Below are 15,242 nucleotides of genomic sequence, written 5' to 3' on the forward strand. Positions count from 1 at the left end.
GATGGAAGCCGTCGATCCTACAGTCTTCCGCCTGGCGATCTTCGTCCTGGCGATCTTCGTGGGCTACTACGTCGTCTGGAGCGTGACGCCCGCCCTGCACACCCCGCTGATGGCGGTGACCAACGCCATTTCGTCCGTGATCATCGTCGGCGCCCTGCTGGCCGCCGCGGCGAGCGGGGCGGACGGCGAGCTGACCAGGAACGTGCTGATCTCCAAGGGGGCCGGCGCCGTCGCCGCGGCCTTCGCGGCGGTCAACATCTTCGGCGGGTTCCTCGTCACCCAGCGCATGCTGGCCATGTACAAGAAGAAGCAGAAGTAAGGGGAGCGGGGGGAACATGAACGCTAATCTCGCCGCCATCGCCTATATCGTCTCGGGCGTCCTCTTCATCCTGGCCCTGCGCGGCCTGTCGTCGCCGACCACCAGCCAGGCGGGCAACCGCAACGGCATGATCGGCATGGCCATCGCCGTCGGCACGGCCCTGCTGACCCTCTGGGGCCAGGGCAAGCTCGACGTCCTGACCCTGGGCCTGATCCTGGGCGGGGTCGCCATCGGCGGCGCGGTCGGGGCGGTGATCGCCCGCAAGGTCGCGATGACCTCGATGCCGCAACTGGTCGCCGCCTTCCACAGCCTGGTCGGCATGGCCGCCTGCCTGGTGGCGGTCGCCGCCATCCACACGCCCCAGGCCTATGGCATCGCCACGCCCGACGGCCTGGTGCACACGACCTCGCTGATCGAGCTCAGCCTGGGCCTGGCCATCGGCGCCATCACCTTCACCGGCTCGGTGATCGCCTTCGCCAAGCTGAACGGCAACATGTCCGGCGCGCCGATCCTGCTGCCGGCCCGCCACCTGCTGAACATCCTCATCGCCCTGGCCATCGTCGGCCTGATCGTGGTGCTGGTGATGAGCGGCGGCGCGGCGATCTGGGCGTTCTGGGGCATCTTCGCCCTGGCGCTGCTGATCGGCGTCACCCTGATCATCCCGATCGGCGGGGCGGACATGCCGGTCGTGGTGTCGATGCTGAACAGCTATTCCGGCTGGGCGGCGGCGGCGCTGGGCTTCACGCTGGAGAACGTCACCCTGATCATCACCGGGGCGCTGGTCGGCTCGTCCGGCGCGATCCTCAGCTACATCATGTGCAAGGGGATGAACCGCAGCTTCGTCTCGGTGATCCTGGGCGGCTTCGGCGCCGACGACAGCGCCGCGGCGTCCGGCGGCAAGGTCGAGACCCGCCCGGTCAAGCAGGGCAGCGCCGACGACGCGGCCTTCATCATGAAGAACGCCAGCAAGGTGATCATCGTCCCGGGCTACGGCATGGCCGTCTCCCAGGCGCAGCACGCCCTGCGCGAGATGGGCGACGTGCTGAAGGCCGAGGGCGTCGAGGTGAAGTACGCCATCCACCCGGTCGCCGGGCGGATGCCGGGCCACATGAACGTGCTGCTGGCCGAGGCCAACGTGCCCTATGACGAGGTCTTCGAGCTGGAGGACATCAACTCGGAGTTCTCCACCGCCGACGTGGCCTTCGTGATCGGGGCCAACGACGTCACCAACCCGGCGGCCAAGACCGATCCGACCTCGGCGATCTTCGGCATGCCGATCCTGGACGTCGAGAAGGCGCGCACGGTGCTGTTCGTGAAGCGCGGCATGTCCTCGGGCTATGCCGGAGTCGAGAACGAGCTGTTCTTCCGCGACAACACGATGATGCTGTTCGGGGACGCCAAGAAGATGGTCGAAGGGATCCTCAAGGGGCTCTGACGTCGAGCATCAGGGACTCTGCGGAGGGGGCGCGTCCAGGGCTGGGCGCGCCCTTTCTGCTATCTGGGCGCCGCGTCTACAGTGAAGTTGAATATAGTCTACAGCAACGTTCAGATCATGAGATCGAACGAGAACGTGGTTCCATGGCGCGACAATATGCGCCGTATGATCGTCGCATCGCAGCCGCGTTTTAGGCTACAAGACCGCTCAATCAGCTTCCCCGCAGGTGCGGGGCGTCGTCGCAGCTCGGATGCATAACCTCTAGCGTCCGCTTGTAGAGCTCGACTGTACTGGAAGAGGTCGCTTCTTGAATTCGATGAGCCTGGCCGCGCATGGCGGCATGCGCCACTTTTGGGTCGAGGGCCTGCTGGCCATCGCGCTGACGCTCTGCGTCGTCACCGCCGCCTATGCGACCACGGTCTTCTCGCCGTCCGCCGCCCCGCCCGAGCCGACCTACGCCAAGGTGGTCGCGCAGGTTCCCCCGCCCCCGCCGCCGCCGGAGTTCCAGTTCGGCGAGCCCGTGCCCGGCCATGCGGTGAACTCGCCCTTCGGCCTGCGCAAGATGTCGTGGGAAAAGCACGGGCGCCTGCACCACGGCGTCGACATCGCCGCGCCGGCGGGCGTCAAGGTGGTGGCCGTGGAGGACGGGGTGATCGTGCGCAGCGGGTCCAGCCCGTCCTATGGCCGGTTCGTCGAGGTGAAGCACGCCGGCGGCCTGACCAGCTTCTACGCGCACCTCGGCCGCATCGAGAAGGCCGCCAGGGCCGGCGCCCCGGTCAGCGCCGGGACGGTCATCGGCCGCATCGGGTCGAGCGGGATCTCCACCGGCCCGCACCTGCATTTCGAGATCCGGCGGGGCGAGACGCCGCTGAACCCGGTGGCGTTCATGGGCCGCGAATTCGCCACCGCCGAGGACCTGCCGCTGAAGAGCGCCGCCTACTATCCGAAGAAGGTGCGGGTGGCCCAGGCTTCGCGCCCGCCGGCCGGCAAGCGCCAGACGGCGGTCAAGACCGACGGCGGCCGGGTGATGGCCAGCCTGGAGGTCGGCGGCTAGAGGCCCGCCCTACCGCGCGACGCGGCGCCGTCCGAACGCGCGGTCGGCCAGGAAGCCGCCGAGCAGGATCGCCAGCACCGCGCTCACCGCCATCCAGGCCGGGTGCCGGATCGTGGTCATGTTGAAGATCGCCAGGGCCAGGACGATGAGGGCGACGATCCGCCCGGCCCAGGCGCGGCGTCCGGCGACTAGGTTGGCGGCCGAGGCGCCGCCCAGGGTTCCCAGGAACCAGGCCAGCAGCACGGCGATCTTGGCCTGGACCGGGATCTTGCCCATGGCGGTGGCGAGCTGGGCCGGATCGGTGAGGTTCACGCCCGGCGGCGGCGGGAAGATGGTGTGGCCGACGCCCTCGACCCCCAGGATGATCAGCATGCTGGCGATCACGCCGATGACCACGCCCAGCGCCACGCCCAAGATCGCCCGCATTCGCACTGACTCCTAGTTTGGCGGGCAACCTCGACTAGATTGGGAGGATGCTCAAGGTTTGCAGATGACGGGACCGCGTTTTCACGCCTCGCGCGGCCAGTTGGTGGACATCGGCGGGCGGCGGATGCGGGCGGTGCCGGCGGGGCCGCAGAACGACCGCCCGCTGATCGTCCTGGAGTGCGGCGCCTTCGGCTGCGCGGCCGACTGGGCGGTGGTGCAGGAGCGGCTGGCGGCCCGGGGCTTGCGCAGCCTGGCCTATGACCGCGCGGGCCTGGGCTTTTCCGATCCGGGGCCGGAGCCGCGCGACGGCGGGGCGATCGCCGCCGACCTGGAGGCGCTGCTGGCGCAGCTCGGGGAGCGTGGGCCGGTGGTCTATACGGGCCACTCGATGGCCGGGCTGATGGCGCGGGTGTTCGTGCCGCGCAACCGCGAGCAGGTGCTGGGCGTGGTGCTGGTCGACGCGGTGACGCCCGAGATGCTGGACGTGCGCCGCACCGCGGCGGGCATCCACGCCTATCGCCGGGCGATGAGGCTGGTGGGGGCCTGGTCGGCGGCGGGCTTCATGCGGCCGGTGTCGCTGGTGATCGGCGACCTGATCGGCCTGGAGGGCGAGGCCCGCAAGGAGAAGCGGCGGATCTACGGCTCGGCGGTCCACACCCGCTGGGCGGCGCAGGAGGTGCAGAACTGGCCGCGGACCTCGGCCCTGGGCCGCGAGGCCGGCGGCTACGATCCCGAGCTGCCGGTGGCGGTGGTGACGGCCGGGGGCGAGCAGGTCGCGACGCGGCTGAAGGCGCTGCAGGTCGCGCCGGCGCGGCAGTCGCAGCACGGCTATGTCGAGCATGTACAGGGCGCCAATCACGCCAACCTGCTGGGCAAGGCCTTCGCCGACCCGGTCGTGGCCGGGGTCGAGCACGTGCTGGCGGCGGCGGGGCGCTAGGGCTCGCGCTCCACGGCGCCGCAGGCGGCCAGCAGGCGATCCAGGATCAGGCTGCGGATCGCGACGCCGGCGACGTCCTCCAGCAGCGGGCAATGGGCGGCCGCGCCGTCCAGCAGCACCGGCAGGGCGGCGCGGGCCTTGGGCGCGATGGCGCGCAGGGCCTGGCGCTGGGCGGGCGGCAGCCGGGCGGCGTGGCCGGCCAGGGGCGCGACGACGGCGGCGCGGGCGGCGGTGATCTCGAAGCGGCCGTCCCAGACGGCGCTCTGGCCGGGGGCCAGCATCAGGGCGGCCTCGGGGCGGCGGGCGAACTCGCCCGGCTCGCGCATGAAGAGGACGCGCTCGCCGTCGGTCTCGATGCGGGCGCCGGCCAGGGTGGCGACCAGCGGGCGCCCGGCCTGCAACAGCGTTGTGACACGGGCCAGGCGGTCGGCGCGGGGCGGGCGGGCGGTTCCGGCCGCGCAGAGGGCGGCCGCGGCGGTCAGCCGGGCCGGCAGGCGCGCGCGCGGCAGGGCGACGACGCCGGCGGCGTCGACCTGCGCGGCCGCCGCGAGGCCGGCGAGGTCCTGCGGCAGGTCGGCGGCGGGTGTGGGCTCAGGGCGCGCGGCGCGGGCGCGGGCGCGGGCGAAACGTAGATCGTCATTGGACGGATCATCGATCCAGGCCTCGCCGCGGGCGGCCAGCCAGTCGCGCAGGGCCTGGCGGGTGACGCCCAGCATCGGCCGCAGCAGGAAGACGCCGCGCCCTTCCGGCCAGACCGGCGAGGGCGCCCATTCGCGCGGCGAGGGGGTGGTCGAGCCTTCGGCGCGCATGGCGGCGGCCTCGGCCAGGTCGCTGGCGGTATGGCCGAGCAGGACGACGCGCGCGCCCAGGCCGCGGGCGGCCTCGGCCAGCAGCCGGTGACGGGCCAGGCGGGCGGCGGCGGGCAGGCCGCGGGCCGGCTTGTCGCCGGTCCAGGCCAGGGCGTGGAACGGGGCGCCGAGGCGGGCGGCGAGCGCCGCGCACTGGGCGGTCCAGGCGGCGCTGGCCGGGTTGAGGCCGTGGTCGATCGTCAGGACCAGCAGCCGGCGGCCATGAGCGGCGGCCCAGTCGGCGGCGATCAAGGCCAGGGCCCGGGAGTCGCCGCCGCCGGAGAGCCCGACCGCCAGCGGGGCGCCGGACACGGCGGCGAGCCGGCGGTCGAGGACGGCGTGGACGCCGGCGCTCAGCGCGTCGGTCAGGCCGAGCACTTGGCCTGGGTGCGGGCCTGGGCCGCGCGGGTCTGCACGGTGGTCGAGGCCTTGGGATAGCGCTTGGCGAGCTCGGCCAGGGTCTGGCAGGCGTCGGCCGGCTTCTTCAGGGCGATCAGCGAGCGCGACAGTTCCAGCACGGCGTCGGGGGCCCAGGTGGTCGCGGGCCAGCCGCGGATGGCGGCGATGTAGGAGCCGGCGGCGTCGGCGTGGGCGCCGCGGGCGGTCAGGGTCTTGCCCAGCCAGTAGCGGGCCTCGGGCGCCTTGGCGTTGTCGCCATAGGCCGAGACGTAGTCGCGGAACCCGGCCTCGGCGGCGGCGTAGTCGCCGGCCAGCATCGCCTGGCGCGACTGGCTGAACGCCTCGTTGGCCGAGAGGCCGGCGGTGGGCGCGGCCGGGGCGGGGCCGCCCGCCAGCCCGCCGGCGGGGGCCGAGCCGGTCGAGGCCAGCGCCTGGCTTTCCAGGTTGGCGAGGCGGTCGGAGAGCGACCTGTTCTCGGCGCGCAGGGTCTCGGCCTCGCGCCGGGCCAGCTCGGCCTGGCGGTTGGCGTTCTCCAGGTCGCCGGTCATCCGGGTCATGGACTGCTCCATGTCGGCCAGGCGGCGGCTGACCTCCTGGAGCTGGTAGTCGGTCTCGGCCGGCTGCACGACGACCGGCTTTCCGCTGTCGCGGCCCTGGAAGACGATCGAGCGCAGTTCGCGCATCACCTGTTCCATGCGGTCCAGGCGCCGCGCGTCGCGGGCGTCCAACGGATCCATAGGGACCTGGGCCATGGCGGTCGAGGCGCTGAGGGCGAGGGCGAGCGGCAGGGCGAGACGGGCAAGCTTCATAGTCGGCATCATCTGCAGGAGCGAACGGCCAAATTGGGGCTGTTCGGCGGGGAATGCAAAGTAGAGCGCAAATGCAAAGAGGGGACCCGAAGGCCCCCTCCCGCAAATCGCAAACAACGAGGCCTTACTGGGCGCCCGAGGTGATCGCCGTGTGGGCGTTCCGGTTGCGCTGGTAGGCTTCTTCGTTGGCACCGCCGTCGATCGGCCGTTCCTTACCGTAGGACACGGTCGAGATCCGCGAGGGCTGCACGCCGCGTTGGACCAGGTACTCGCGCACCGAGTTGGCGCGGCGCGAGCCGAGGGCGAGGTTGTACTCGCGGGTGCCGCGTTCGTCGGCGTTGCCTTCGATGCGGACCTGCACGTTCGGATAACGCACCAGCCAGGCGGCCTGGGCGTCCAGCAGCGGGCCGGCGTCGGCGCGCACGCTGTAGCTGTCGAGGTCGAAATAGACGCGATCGCCCACATTGACGGTGAAGTCCTGGATCGACCCGGGGATCACCGACGAGGTCGGCGGCGGGGCGGGCGCAGGTTCCGGAGCAGGCGCAGGGGCCGGCGCAGGCGTCGGTTCCGGCGCGGGGGCCGGCTTCGGGCGCGAGGCGCAGGCTGTGACCGAAATGGCGGCGGCTGCGACCAAGCCCAGTCGAAGGGCGTGCTTGATACTGAAGCGTTGCACGTTTGCTTCTCCAATTAATAGGTTACGACGACGGCGGGTCCCCACAGCCAGTTCCTTGTTCTACCCGGCTTTGCCGTGGCCGGACATTTCAAAAGACCATCCGAGGGGAAAATTACACCTGAAAAAACTGTTTAGTTGAGCAACGGCGACCAGGCCGGGTCGGAACCCGAGCCCGGATAGGGCGCGGCGCGCTCGATTCGGCCGGTGACGTCCACGGTCCACAAACGCGGAGCTCCACCAGGCGTTTCGCGGCTGAACATCAGCACCCGGCCGTTGGGGGCCCAGGTCGGGCCCTCGTCGAGGTAGCTGGTGGTCAGGATGCGCTCGCCCGAACCGTCGGGCTTCATGATGCCGATGTGGAACTCGCCGCCGGTCTGCTTGGTGAAGGCGATGTACTCGCCGGTCGGGCTCCAGACCGGGGTGGTGTAGCGTCCAGATCCGAAGGAGATGCGGCGGCTGCCGCCGCCGTTGGCGTCCATCACGTAGAGCTGGGCGCTGCCGCCGCGGTCGGAATTGTAGACGATGCGCGAGCCGTCGGGGGAGAAGGACGGCGAGGTCTCGATCGAGGCGTCGGTGGTCAGGCGCGAGGTGGCGCGGCTGCGCAGATTCATCACGTAGATGTCGGTGTTGCCGGCCCGCTCGACCGAGAAGGCGACGCGGCCGCCGTCGGGCGAGAAGCGCGGGGCGAACACCATGCCGGGGAAGTTGCCGAGCGTCTCGCGCCGGCCGCTCTCCAGGTTGAACAGGTAGATCGACGAACCCTCCGGCCGCAGGGCCATGTAGGTGATCTCCTGGCTGGTCGAGGAGAACCGCGGGGTCATGACGATGTAGGAGCCGTCGGTCAGGTAGGACGGGTTGGCGCCGTCCTGGTCCATGATCGCCAACTGCTTGCGGCGGTTCAGCCGGTCGCCGCTTTCGGAGACGAACACCACGCGGGTGTCGAAGTAGCCCTTCTCGCCGGTCAGCCGCTCATAGACCGCGTCGGAGATCTTGTGCGCGACCCGCCGCCAGTTCTCCGGGGTGGAGGTGAACTGCAGGCCCAGAAGCTGCTGCTCGGAATAGACGTCCCAGAGGCGGAAGTTCACGGTCAGGCGGCCGCCCTCGACCGTCACCTGGCCGTTGACCAGCGCCTGGGCGTTGAGCGTCTTCCAGTCGACGAAGCGCGGCTGGACGTTGACGTCCAGGCCCTGCTGGATGTGGGCGGCGGGCGGGATCGGCGCGAACAGGCCCGAGCGCTCCAGGTTGCCGGTGATGACCTGGGCGATCTCGGCGCCCTGCTGGCCGCCGAAGGCCGGGATCGCGATGGGCAGCGGCTTGACGTCGCCGCGGTTGATGTCGACCTCGATCTGGGCGCGGGCCGGCGCGGTGATCGCCGCCGTCGAAAGAAGGGCGGCGACGAGCGCCAGGGCCAGGGTCTTCAGGCGCATGGGGCGGTTCTCCTTGCTCACGAACAGGCCTCGCTGGTCTTGAAGTTCAGATCGAAACGCTGGCCGTAAAGCGTGCGTGGAAGCCGGGTGAAGGGCGCGGCCGCATAGACCGCGCGGATCGCGCGTTCGGCCGCGGCCTTGACCACGGGGTCGGCCGATCGCTCGGCGCCGTGGGCGTCGACCTGGCCGACGACCTGGCCGCCGCCGCCGAGCGTGAACGACACCTTCAGGCGGACGTCGCGGCCGCCCTCGACGTCGCAGTTGGGGTTCCAGCGCTTCTGGATCTCGTCGCTCATCCCGGCGATCGCGGCGGCGGCCTGGCCCGAGCCGAGGTCCGGGCGCGCTTCGGGGGCGGTGGCCTGGCGGGCCGGGCCCTTGGCGGCCGAGGAGCGCTGGGCGCTCTGGACGCTGGCGGCCAGGGCGTCGAGGTCCAGGCCCCTTTCCGCCTTGGGCGCGGGCCTGGCCGGGGCCTTCTCGGCCGGCTTGGCGGGAGCCGGTTTGGGCGCGGGGGCCGGGGTCGGCGTCGGGGCCGGCTTGGGCGGGGCGGGGGCCGGCTTGGGCGCGGGCGTCGGCGGCGTGGGCTTGGGCGGGGTCGGGACCGGTTGCGGGGCCGGCGCGGGCGCGGCCGGCGGCGCGGGGGCCTCGGGGACCGGCTCCTCGGTCTGGGCCGGCAGGTCCTGCGGGCCCTGCTCGGCCGGCGCCAGGTCGGTCACCGGCGCATTGGCGACGATGTTAATCGGCACGGCCGAGCCGAGCGGCAACTGCCGCGCCCAGGGCCAGGAGATCATGGCGGCGACGATCACCCCTGCGTGCAGCAGGGTGGAGGCCAGCATCGCGCCGGAAAATTCGGACCTTTCGCGGGCCATCTGCGCCCTCAGCGCGGCTCGCCGCCCGAAGACGGTCCGCCGGTGTCGGTGATCAGGTTGATGCTGGTGAAGCCCGAGGTCGACAGCGCGGCCATGACCCGCGCGACGATCTCATAGGAGGCGCGGCCGTCGGCCCGCACGTAGATCGGCTTGGCCTGATCCTCGCCGGCCATGGCGCGCAGGCGCGGGGCCAGGCTGGAGAACGCCACCGCGTCCTCCTGGATGAACACCTCGCCGTCCTGGCGGATGGAGACGGTCAGCGGCTCCTTGGGATCCTCCATGGCGCCGGCCTCGGTCTTGGGCAGCTCGACCTCGACGCCGCTGGTCAGCAGCGGGGCCGAGACCATGAAGATGATCAGCAGCACCAGCATCACGTCGACCAGCGGGGTGACGTTGATCTCGGACAGCGCCCCGCGCGAGCGGCGGCCGCGCCGGCGGCGCGACCCGCCGGGGGCGGAGAAGGCGTCGTGGGAGGAGAGCGCCATGACCCTCAGCCCCGCTCGGCCAGGCGGCGCTGGATGGCGGTGGAGAGGTCGTCGGCGAAGCCCTCGAGCCGGCCGGCGTACTTGCCCGCGTCGGTCGAGAACTTGTTGTAGGCGATATAGGCGGGGATGGCGGCGATCAGGCCGATGGCGGTGGCGAACAGCGCCTCGGCGATCGACGGGGCGACGACGGCCAGGTTGGTCGACTTCTCCACGGCGATGGCCTGGAAGGCCTTCATGATCCCCCAGACGGTGCCGAACAGGCCCACGAACGGCGAGGCGGTGGCGACGATGGCCAGCGAGCCGAGGCCGTTCTCCACACGCGCGCTCTCACGGGCGATGGTGGTGTCCAGCGCGCGGTCGATGCGCTGGATCAGGAAGGCGGTCTGGTTTTCCGAGACCAGGCCGCGGGCGCGGGCGTCGCGCCACTCCTTGAGCGCGCCTTGCAGCATGCGCGGCAGGGCCTGGGTCGGACGCTCGCCGGCCTCGGCGGCGATGTCCTCCAGCGAGCGGCCCGAGGAGACCTGGTCCTCGAAGTCGCTGGCCTGCTTGTTGAGCTTGGTCAGGCGCACCGACTTGTCGATGATCACCGTCCAGGACCAGAGCGAGGCCAGGATCAGGCCGATCATCACCAGTTTGACGACCCAGTCGGCGCGGATGAACAGATTGATGAAGCTAAAGCTGTCGGCAGTGATCGCAGCGGGGTCCATGCGCTCGTAGGGCTCCGTAAATGGCAGGCGCACGACTTCAAGCCGCCTGCGGTGGCGAACTTAAGGCCGCCGGTTCTGGTTAACCGACCTCTAACGCCGAAATAGTGAAGGCGGTTTTACGAAAACCTTACGCAAAAAGCGGGCGCAGGGTTTCCAGCATGCCGGGCGGCGGTTTTCGCGGACGGCCGGCCAGGTCGATGCAGGCGGCCTCGACCCGGGCGGCGCAGATCAGCTCCTCGCCGCGGGTGATTCGCTGGCTGATGAACAGGCGCGGGCCGCGGGCCGAATCATAGGTGGTGCGCACGGCCAGGGCGTCGTCGATGCGGGCGGCGCGCTTGAAATCCAGCTCCATGCGCACGATGGCGAAGGCGGCCGGGTCGTCGCGGTCGAGCAGTTCGGCGTGGCGGACGCCGGCGACCCGCAGGAAGTCCGAGCGGCCGCGCTCGAAATAGCGGACATAGTTGGCGTGGTAGACGACGCCGGTGAAGTCGGTGTCCTCGTAATAGACGCGGACCGGGAGGACGTGCTCGCGGCCGTCGATGACGCCTGCGGTGGGGATCGGGGTCTGCATGGGCCTAGATTTACGGACGCGGCCACAGAGGGGCCAGCCTCAATCCGTATCATCCCGGTCTTCGGCCTGCGGCCGAAACCGGGATGACACGTGAGGGTTGGAGCGCGGCTACTCGACCTGGCTGACGTCGCGGACCGCGCCGCGGGCGGCGTTGGTGGTCATGGCGGCGTAGGCGCGCAGGGCCGGGGAGACGACGCGCTTGCGCGCGGCCGGCTTCCAGGCGGCGGCGCCCTTGGCCTGCATGGCCGCGCGGCGCTGCGCCAGCACCGCGTCGGCGACGTCGAGCCGGATGGTCCGCCCCGGAATGTCGATGACGATGGCGTCGCCGTCCTCGACCAGGCCGATGACCCCGCCCTCGGCCGCCTCGGGCGAGACGTGGCCGATGGAGAGCCCGGACGTGCCGCCCGAGAAGCGGCCGTCGGTGATCAGCGCGCAGGCTTTGCCCAGCCCCTTCGATTTCAGGTAGCTGGTCGGATAGAGCATCTCCTGCATGCCCGGGCCGCCCTTGGGGCCTTCGTAGCGGATCACCACCACGTCGCCGGCGACGATCTTGCCGGTCAGGATGGCGCTGACCGCCTCGTCCTGGCTCTCGAAGACGCGGGCTACGCCCGTGAACTTCAGGATCTCCTCGTCGACCCCGGCGGTCTTCACGATGCAGCCGTCCTCGGCGAGGTTGCCCGACAGCACGGCCAGGCCGCCGTCCTGCGAGAAGGCGTGCTGGGCCTCGCGGATGACGCCGCCCTGGCGGTCGAGGTCGAGCTCCTTCCAGCGGCGGTCCTGGCTGAACGCGGTCTGGGTGGGCACGCCGCCGGGCGCGGCCTTGAAGAAGGTCTGCACGGCCTCGCTGTTGGTGCGGCGGATGTCCCAGCGGTCGAGCGCCTCGGCCATCGTCTTGGAGTGGACGGTGGGCAGGTCGGTGTGCAGCAGGCCGGCGCGGTCGAGTTCGCCGAGGATGGCCATGATGCCGCCGGCGCGGTGGACGTCCTCCATGTGCACGTCGGCCTTGGCGGGCGCGACCTTGGAGAGGCAGGGCACCTTGCGCGACAGGCGGTCGATGTCGGTCATGGTGAAGTCGACGCCCGCCTCGTGGGCGGCGGCCAGCAGGTGCAGCACGGTGTTGGTCGAGCCGCCCATGGCGATGTCGAGGCTCATGGCGTTCTCGAAGGCCGCGAACGAGGCGACCGAGCGGGGCAGCACCGAGGCGTCGTCCTGCTCGTAGTAGCGGCGGGTGATGTCGACGATCAGGTGGCCGGCTTCCAGGAACAGCCGCTCGCGGTCGGCGTGGGTGGCCAGGACCGAGCCGTTGCCGGGCAGCGACAGGCCCAGCGCCTCGGTCAGGCAGTTCATCGAGTTGGCGGTGAACATGCCCGAGCAGGAGCCGCAGGTCGGGCAGGCCGAGCGCTCGATGGAGGCGACCTCCTCGTCGGAGATCTTGTCGTCGGCGGCCGCGACCATGGCGTCGACCAGGTCGAGGGCGACCTCCTTGCCCTTCAGGATCACCTTGCCGGCTTCCATCGGGCCGCCGGAGACGAACACCGTCGGGATGTTGATCCGCAGCGAGGCCATCAGCATGCCCGGCGTGATCTTGTCGCAGTTGGAGATGCAGACCATGGCGTCGGCGCAGTGGGCGTTGACCATGTACTCGACGCTGTCGGCGATCAGCTCGCGCGAGGGCAGGCTGTAGAGCATGCCGTCGTGGCCCATGGCGATGCCGTCGTCGACGGCGATGGTGTTGAACTCCTTGGCCACGCCGCCGGCGCGCTCGATCTCGCGGGCGACGAGCTGGCCGAGGTCCTTCAGGTGGACGTGGCCCGGCACGAACTGGGTGAACGAGTTGACCACGGCGATGATCGGCTTGCCGAAGTCGCTGTCCTTCATGCCGGTGGCGCGCCACAGGCCGCGGGCGCCGGCCATGTTGCGGCCGTGGGTGGTCGTGCGTGAGCGATAGGTCGGCATCGGATCGGTCCTGACGGAGATTGCGCGCCTCACCGATAGTCCATGGCGAACCTTCAGTGAAATATATTAAGGATGGCCGATTAGGTCGTTGAGGATATCAGTCGTGGAGACACGCCAGCTCCGGCACTTCCAGGCGGTGGCCGAGACGCTGCATTTCGGGCGCGCGGCCGAGCAACTCGGCATGACCCAGCCGCCGCTCAGCCAGTCGATCATGGCGCTGGAGCGGGAGCTGGGCGCGCCGCTGTTCAAGCGCACCAAGCGGCAGGTGGCGCTGACGCCGCTGGGCGAGCAGTGGCTGGTCCATGTGCGGGCGGCGCTGGAGAGCCTGGGGCGGCTGCCGGAGATCGCCCGCCAATTGCGCGACGGGCAGGCGGGGCGACTGGAGCTGTCGTTCGTCAGCACCGCCGACTACAGCATCCTGCCGACCCTGGTGCGGCGCTATTCGGCGCTCTATCCCGAGGTGGAGATCGCCCTGGCCGAGGCGACCAGCGACGTGCAGATCGCCACCCTGCTGCACGGCCAGGGACATGCGGGGCTGATCATCCCGCCCGCCGGCGCGGCCCTGCCCGAGGAGCTGAGCTATCGCCGGCTGCTGGTCGAGCCGCTGATCGCGGCGGTTCCCGAGAGCTGGATCGAGGAGGGGCGGCTGGCCCATGCCGACGGGCGGCTGGCGCCGGGCGCCCTGGCCGGGGCGCCGGTGATCATCTTCCCGCGGCGGTCGGCGCCGGCCTTCTACGACCTGGTGGTCGAGACGCTGACGGCCGCGAGCGGCGGGGCGCGGATCGTCCAGGAGGCGATCCAGATGCAGACGATCATCAGCCTGGTCTCGGCTGGGCTGGGCGTGGCGCTGGTGCCGGCCTCGCTGCGCCACCTGGCCCGGACGGGGGTGCGCTATATGAGCCTGCCGGGCGACGGGCCCTACCTGGAGAGCGGGATCGTCTGGCGGCGCGACGACGCGACCCCGACCCTGGAGCGGTTCCTGGCGGTGGCGCTGGAGCCGTTGGCCTAGATCTGTCCCGGCGAAGGCCGGGACGTCAAGTTTCACCACAAAGCACACCAAGGACACCAAGATGGTCGTGCTGGCAGTGGGTCGTTTGGAAGGGACGGGGCCTGTTTTCGGTCCCGACCGGCGGTCGGGTTGAGATAGCCGGGGGCGACGCCCGCTTCTTGGTGTTCTTGGTGTGCTTTGTGGTGAAACTTTTCAGCCCTATGCGGCGACCAACCCGGCTTGGGGCCGAGGCCTACTCGTCGAACAGGGTCGGCTGGCCGGCGCCGGGGGGCGGGGGCGGCGGGGTGAGGCCCAGGTGGCCGTAGGCCTTGGCGCAGGCGATGCGGCCGCGCGGGGTGCGCTGGATGAAGCCCTGCTGGAGCAGAAACGGCTCGATGACGTCCTCGACCGCGTCCCTGGCTTCGGCGATGGCGTAGGCGATGGTCTCGACCCCGACCGGGCCGCCGCCATAGTTGTCGATCATGGCCTGGAGGTAGCGGCGGTCGAGGGCGTCGAGGCCGGCCTGGTCGACGTCGAGGCGGGCCAGGGCGCGGGCGGCGGCCTTGCCGTCGATCACCTCGACCCCGTCGGCGGCGGCGAAGTCGCGGACCCGCCGCAGCAGGCGGCCGGCGACGCGGGGCGTGCCGCGCGAGCGGGCGGCGATCTCACCGGCCCCGTCGGGGGCGAGCGAGAGGCCCATCTTGGCGGCCGCCCCGGCCAGCACCTTGGAGAGCTCGGCGTGGGTGTAGAACTCCAGCCGCAGCGGAATGCCGAAGCGGTCGCGCAGGGGCGTGGCCAGCAGGCCGGCGCGGGTGGTGGCGGCGACCAGGGTGAAGGGGGCCAGGTCGATGCGGATCGAGCGGGCGGACGGCCCCTCGCCGATCACCAGGTCGAGAACGTGGTCCTCCATGGCCGGATAGAGGATCTCCTCGACATTGGCGGCGAGGCGGTGGATCTCGTCGATGAACAGGACGTCGCGCGGCTCGAGATTGGTCAGGATCGCGGCGAGGTCGCCGGCCTTGGCCAGCACCGGGCCGGAGGTGGCGCGGAAGTTCACGCCCAGCTCGCGGGCGACGATCTGGGCCAGCGTGGTCTTGCCCAGGCCCGGCGGGCCGAACAGCAGCACGTGGTCGAGGGCTTCCTCACGCGACTTGGCCGCCTCGATGAAGACCTTGAGGTTGCCCTTGGCCTGCTCCTGGCCGACGAACTCGGCCAGGGTCTGGGGGCGCAGGGCCTTGTCGTGGACGACGCCGGCCTCGAACGGCTGGGCGTCGGGGGAGACGATGCGGGTCATATGCAGATCCTCCCCTCTTGGGGGAGGTGGATCGCCGCGCCAGCGGCG

The 15,242-nt window shown here is 71.0% G+C and carries 16 protein-coding genes; 5 read left to right on the plus strand and 11 right to left on the minus strand.

Annotated features, from left to right (window positions below):
• The first annotated feature begins 1 nt into the window (after position 1).
• From RTL41_RS12945 to RTL41_RS12955, 3 genes are all read left to right on the plus strand, one after another.
• The gene (locus RTL41_RS12945) at positions 2-319 is read left to right on the plus strand and encodes a proton-translocating transhydrogenase family protein (protein ID WP_312165029.1); all 318 of its coding nucleotides are present in this window, start codon (positions 2-4) and stop codon (positions 317-319) included.
• A gap of 16 nt (positions 320-335) precedes the next feature.
• Positions 336-1,754, plus strand: coding sequence for an NAD(P)(+) transhydrogenase (Re/Si-specific) subunit beta (locus tag RTL41_RS12950; protein ID WP_312165031.1), 1,419 nt, complete (start codon positions 336-338; stop codon positions 1,752-1,754).
• Positions 1,755-2,070: 316 nt separating this feature from the next.
• A complete protein-coding gene (locus RTL41_RS12955) occupies positions 2,071-2,808 on the plus strand; it encodes a M23 family metallopeptidase (protein WP_312165146.1) in 738 nt (245 codons plus the stop codon).
• Between the two features lie 9 nt (positions 2,809-2,817).
• Here RTL41_RS12955 and RTL41_RS12960 read toward each other — a convergent pair whose 3' ends face one another.
• Positions 2,818-3,234, minus strand: coding sequence for a hypothetical protein (locus RTL41_RS12960; protein ID WP_312165033.1), 417 nt, complete (start codon positions 3,232-3,234; stop codon positions 2,818-2,820).
• 64 nt (positions 3,235-3,298) lie between these two features.
• Here RTL41_RS12960 and RTL41_RS12965 point away from each other — a divergent pair, with 64 nt between their 5' ends.
• Positions 3,299-4,171, plus strand: a complete 873-nt coding sequence (locus tag RTL41_RS12965; RefSeq protein ID WP_312165035.1) for an alpha/beta fold hydrolase — start codon at positions 3,299-3,301, stop codon at positions 4,169-4,171.
• On the opposite strand, the gene tilS is transcribed toward RTL41_RS12965, so the two are convergent.
• The 9 genes from tilS to ilvD form a co-directional block, all read right to left on the minus strand.
• Complete coding sequence (gene tilS, locus RTL41_RS12970; protein WP_312165148.1) at positions 4,168-5,388, minus strand: tRNA lysidine(34) synthetase TilS; 1,221 nt, start codon at positions 5,386-5,388, stop codon at positions 4,168-4,170. The two genes, RTL41_RS12965 and tilS, sit on opposite strands and share 4 nt — an antisense overlap.
• A complete protein-coding gene (gene ybgF / locus RTL41_RS12975) occupies positions 5,385-6,227 on the minus strand; it encodes a tol-pal system protein YbgF (RefSeq protein ID WP_312165037.1) in 843 nt (280 codons plus the stop codon). The genes tilS and ybgF overlap by 4 nt, the downstream gene beginning before the upstream one ends.
• Before the next feature lie 124 nt (positions 6,228-6,351).
• On the minus strand, positions 6,352-6,900 hold the full coding sequence (pal, locus tag RTL41_RS12980; protein WP_312165039.1) for a peptidoglycan-associated lipoprotein Pal: 549 nt from the start codon (positions 6,898-6,900) through the stop codon (positions 6,352-6,354).
• Between the two features lie 131 nt (positions 6,901-7,031).
• Entirely contained in the window at positions 7,032-8,327 is a 1,296-nt protein-coding gene (gene tolB / locus RTL41_RS12985; protein WP_409418337.1) for a Tol-Pal system beta propeller repeat protein TolB, read from the minus strand.
• 17 nt (positions 8,328-8,344) lie between these two features.
• Positions 8,345-9,193, minus strand: coding sequence for an energy transducer TonB (locus RTL41_RS12990; protein ID WP_312165041.1), 849 nt, complete (start codon positions 9,191-9,193; stop codon positions 8,345-8,347).
• A gap of 8 nt (positions 9,194-9,201) precedes the next feature.
• Positions 9,202-9,678: an ExbD/TolR family protein gene (locus RTL41_RS12995; protein ID WP_312165043.1), complete on the minus strand. Its 477-nt coding sequence runs from the start codon at positions 9,676-9,678 to the stop codon at positions 9,202-9,204.
• Positions 9,679-9,683: 5 nt separating this feature from the next.
• Positions 9,684-10,385, minus strand: a complete 702-nt coding sequence (gene tolQ / locus RTL41_RS13000; RefSeq protein WP_312165045.1) for a protein TolQ — start codon at positions 10,383-10,385, stop codon at positions 9,684-9,686.
• A 127-nt stretch (positions 10,386-10,512) separates the two neighbouring features.
• A complete protein-coding gene (gene ybgC, locus RTL41_RS13005; RefSeq protein ID WP_312165047.1) occupies positions 10,513-10,956 on the minus strand; it encodes a tol-pal system-associated acyl-CoA thioesterase in 444 nt (147 codons plus the stop codon).
• Positions 10,957-11,064: 108 nt separating this feature from the next.
• Positions 11,065-12,912, minus strand: coding sequence for a dihydroxy-acid dehydratase (gene ilvD, locus RTL41_RS13010; protein WP_312165049.1), 1,848 nt, complete (start codon positions 12,910-12,912; stop codon positions 11,065-11,067).
• A gap of 103 nt (positions 12,913-13,015) precedes the next feature.
• Here ilvD and RTL41_RS13015 point away from each other — a divergent pair, with 103 nt between their 5' ends.
• Positions 13,016-13,921: a LysR family transcriptional regulator gene (locus RTL41_RS13015; RefSeq protein WP_312165052.1), complete on the plus strand. Its 906-nt coding sequence runs from the start codon at positions 13,016-13,018 to the stop codon at positions 13,919-13,921.
• A 232-nt stretch (positions 13,922-14,153) separates the two neighbouring features.
• Here RTL41_RS13015 and ruvB read toward each other — a convergent pair whose 3' ends face one another.
• Positions 14,154-15,194 (minus strand): Holliday junction branch migration DNA helicase RuvB, encoded by a 1,041-nt coding sequence (gene ruvB, locus RTL41_RS13020; RefSeq protein ID WP_312165054.1) that lies wholly within the window; start codon positions 15,192-15,194, stop codon positions 14,154-14,156.
• Positions 15,195-15,242: the final 48 nt, after the last annotated feature.

The organism is Phenylobacterium sp. (assembly GCF_031984885.1).
GTDB lineage: Bacteria > Pseudomonadota > Alphaproteobacteria > Caulobacterales > Caulobacteraceae > Phenylobacterium.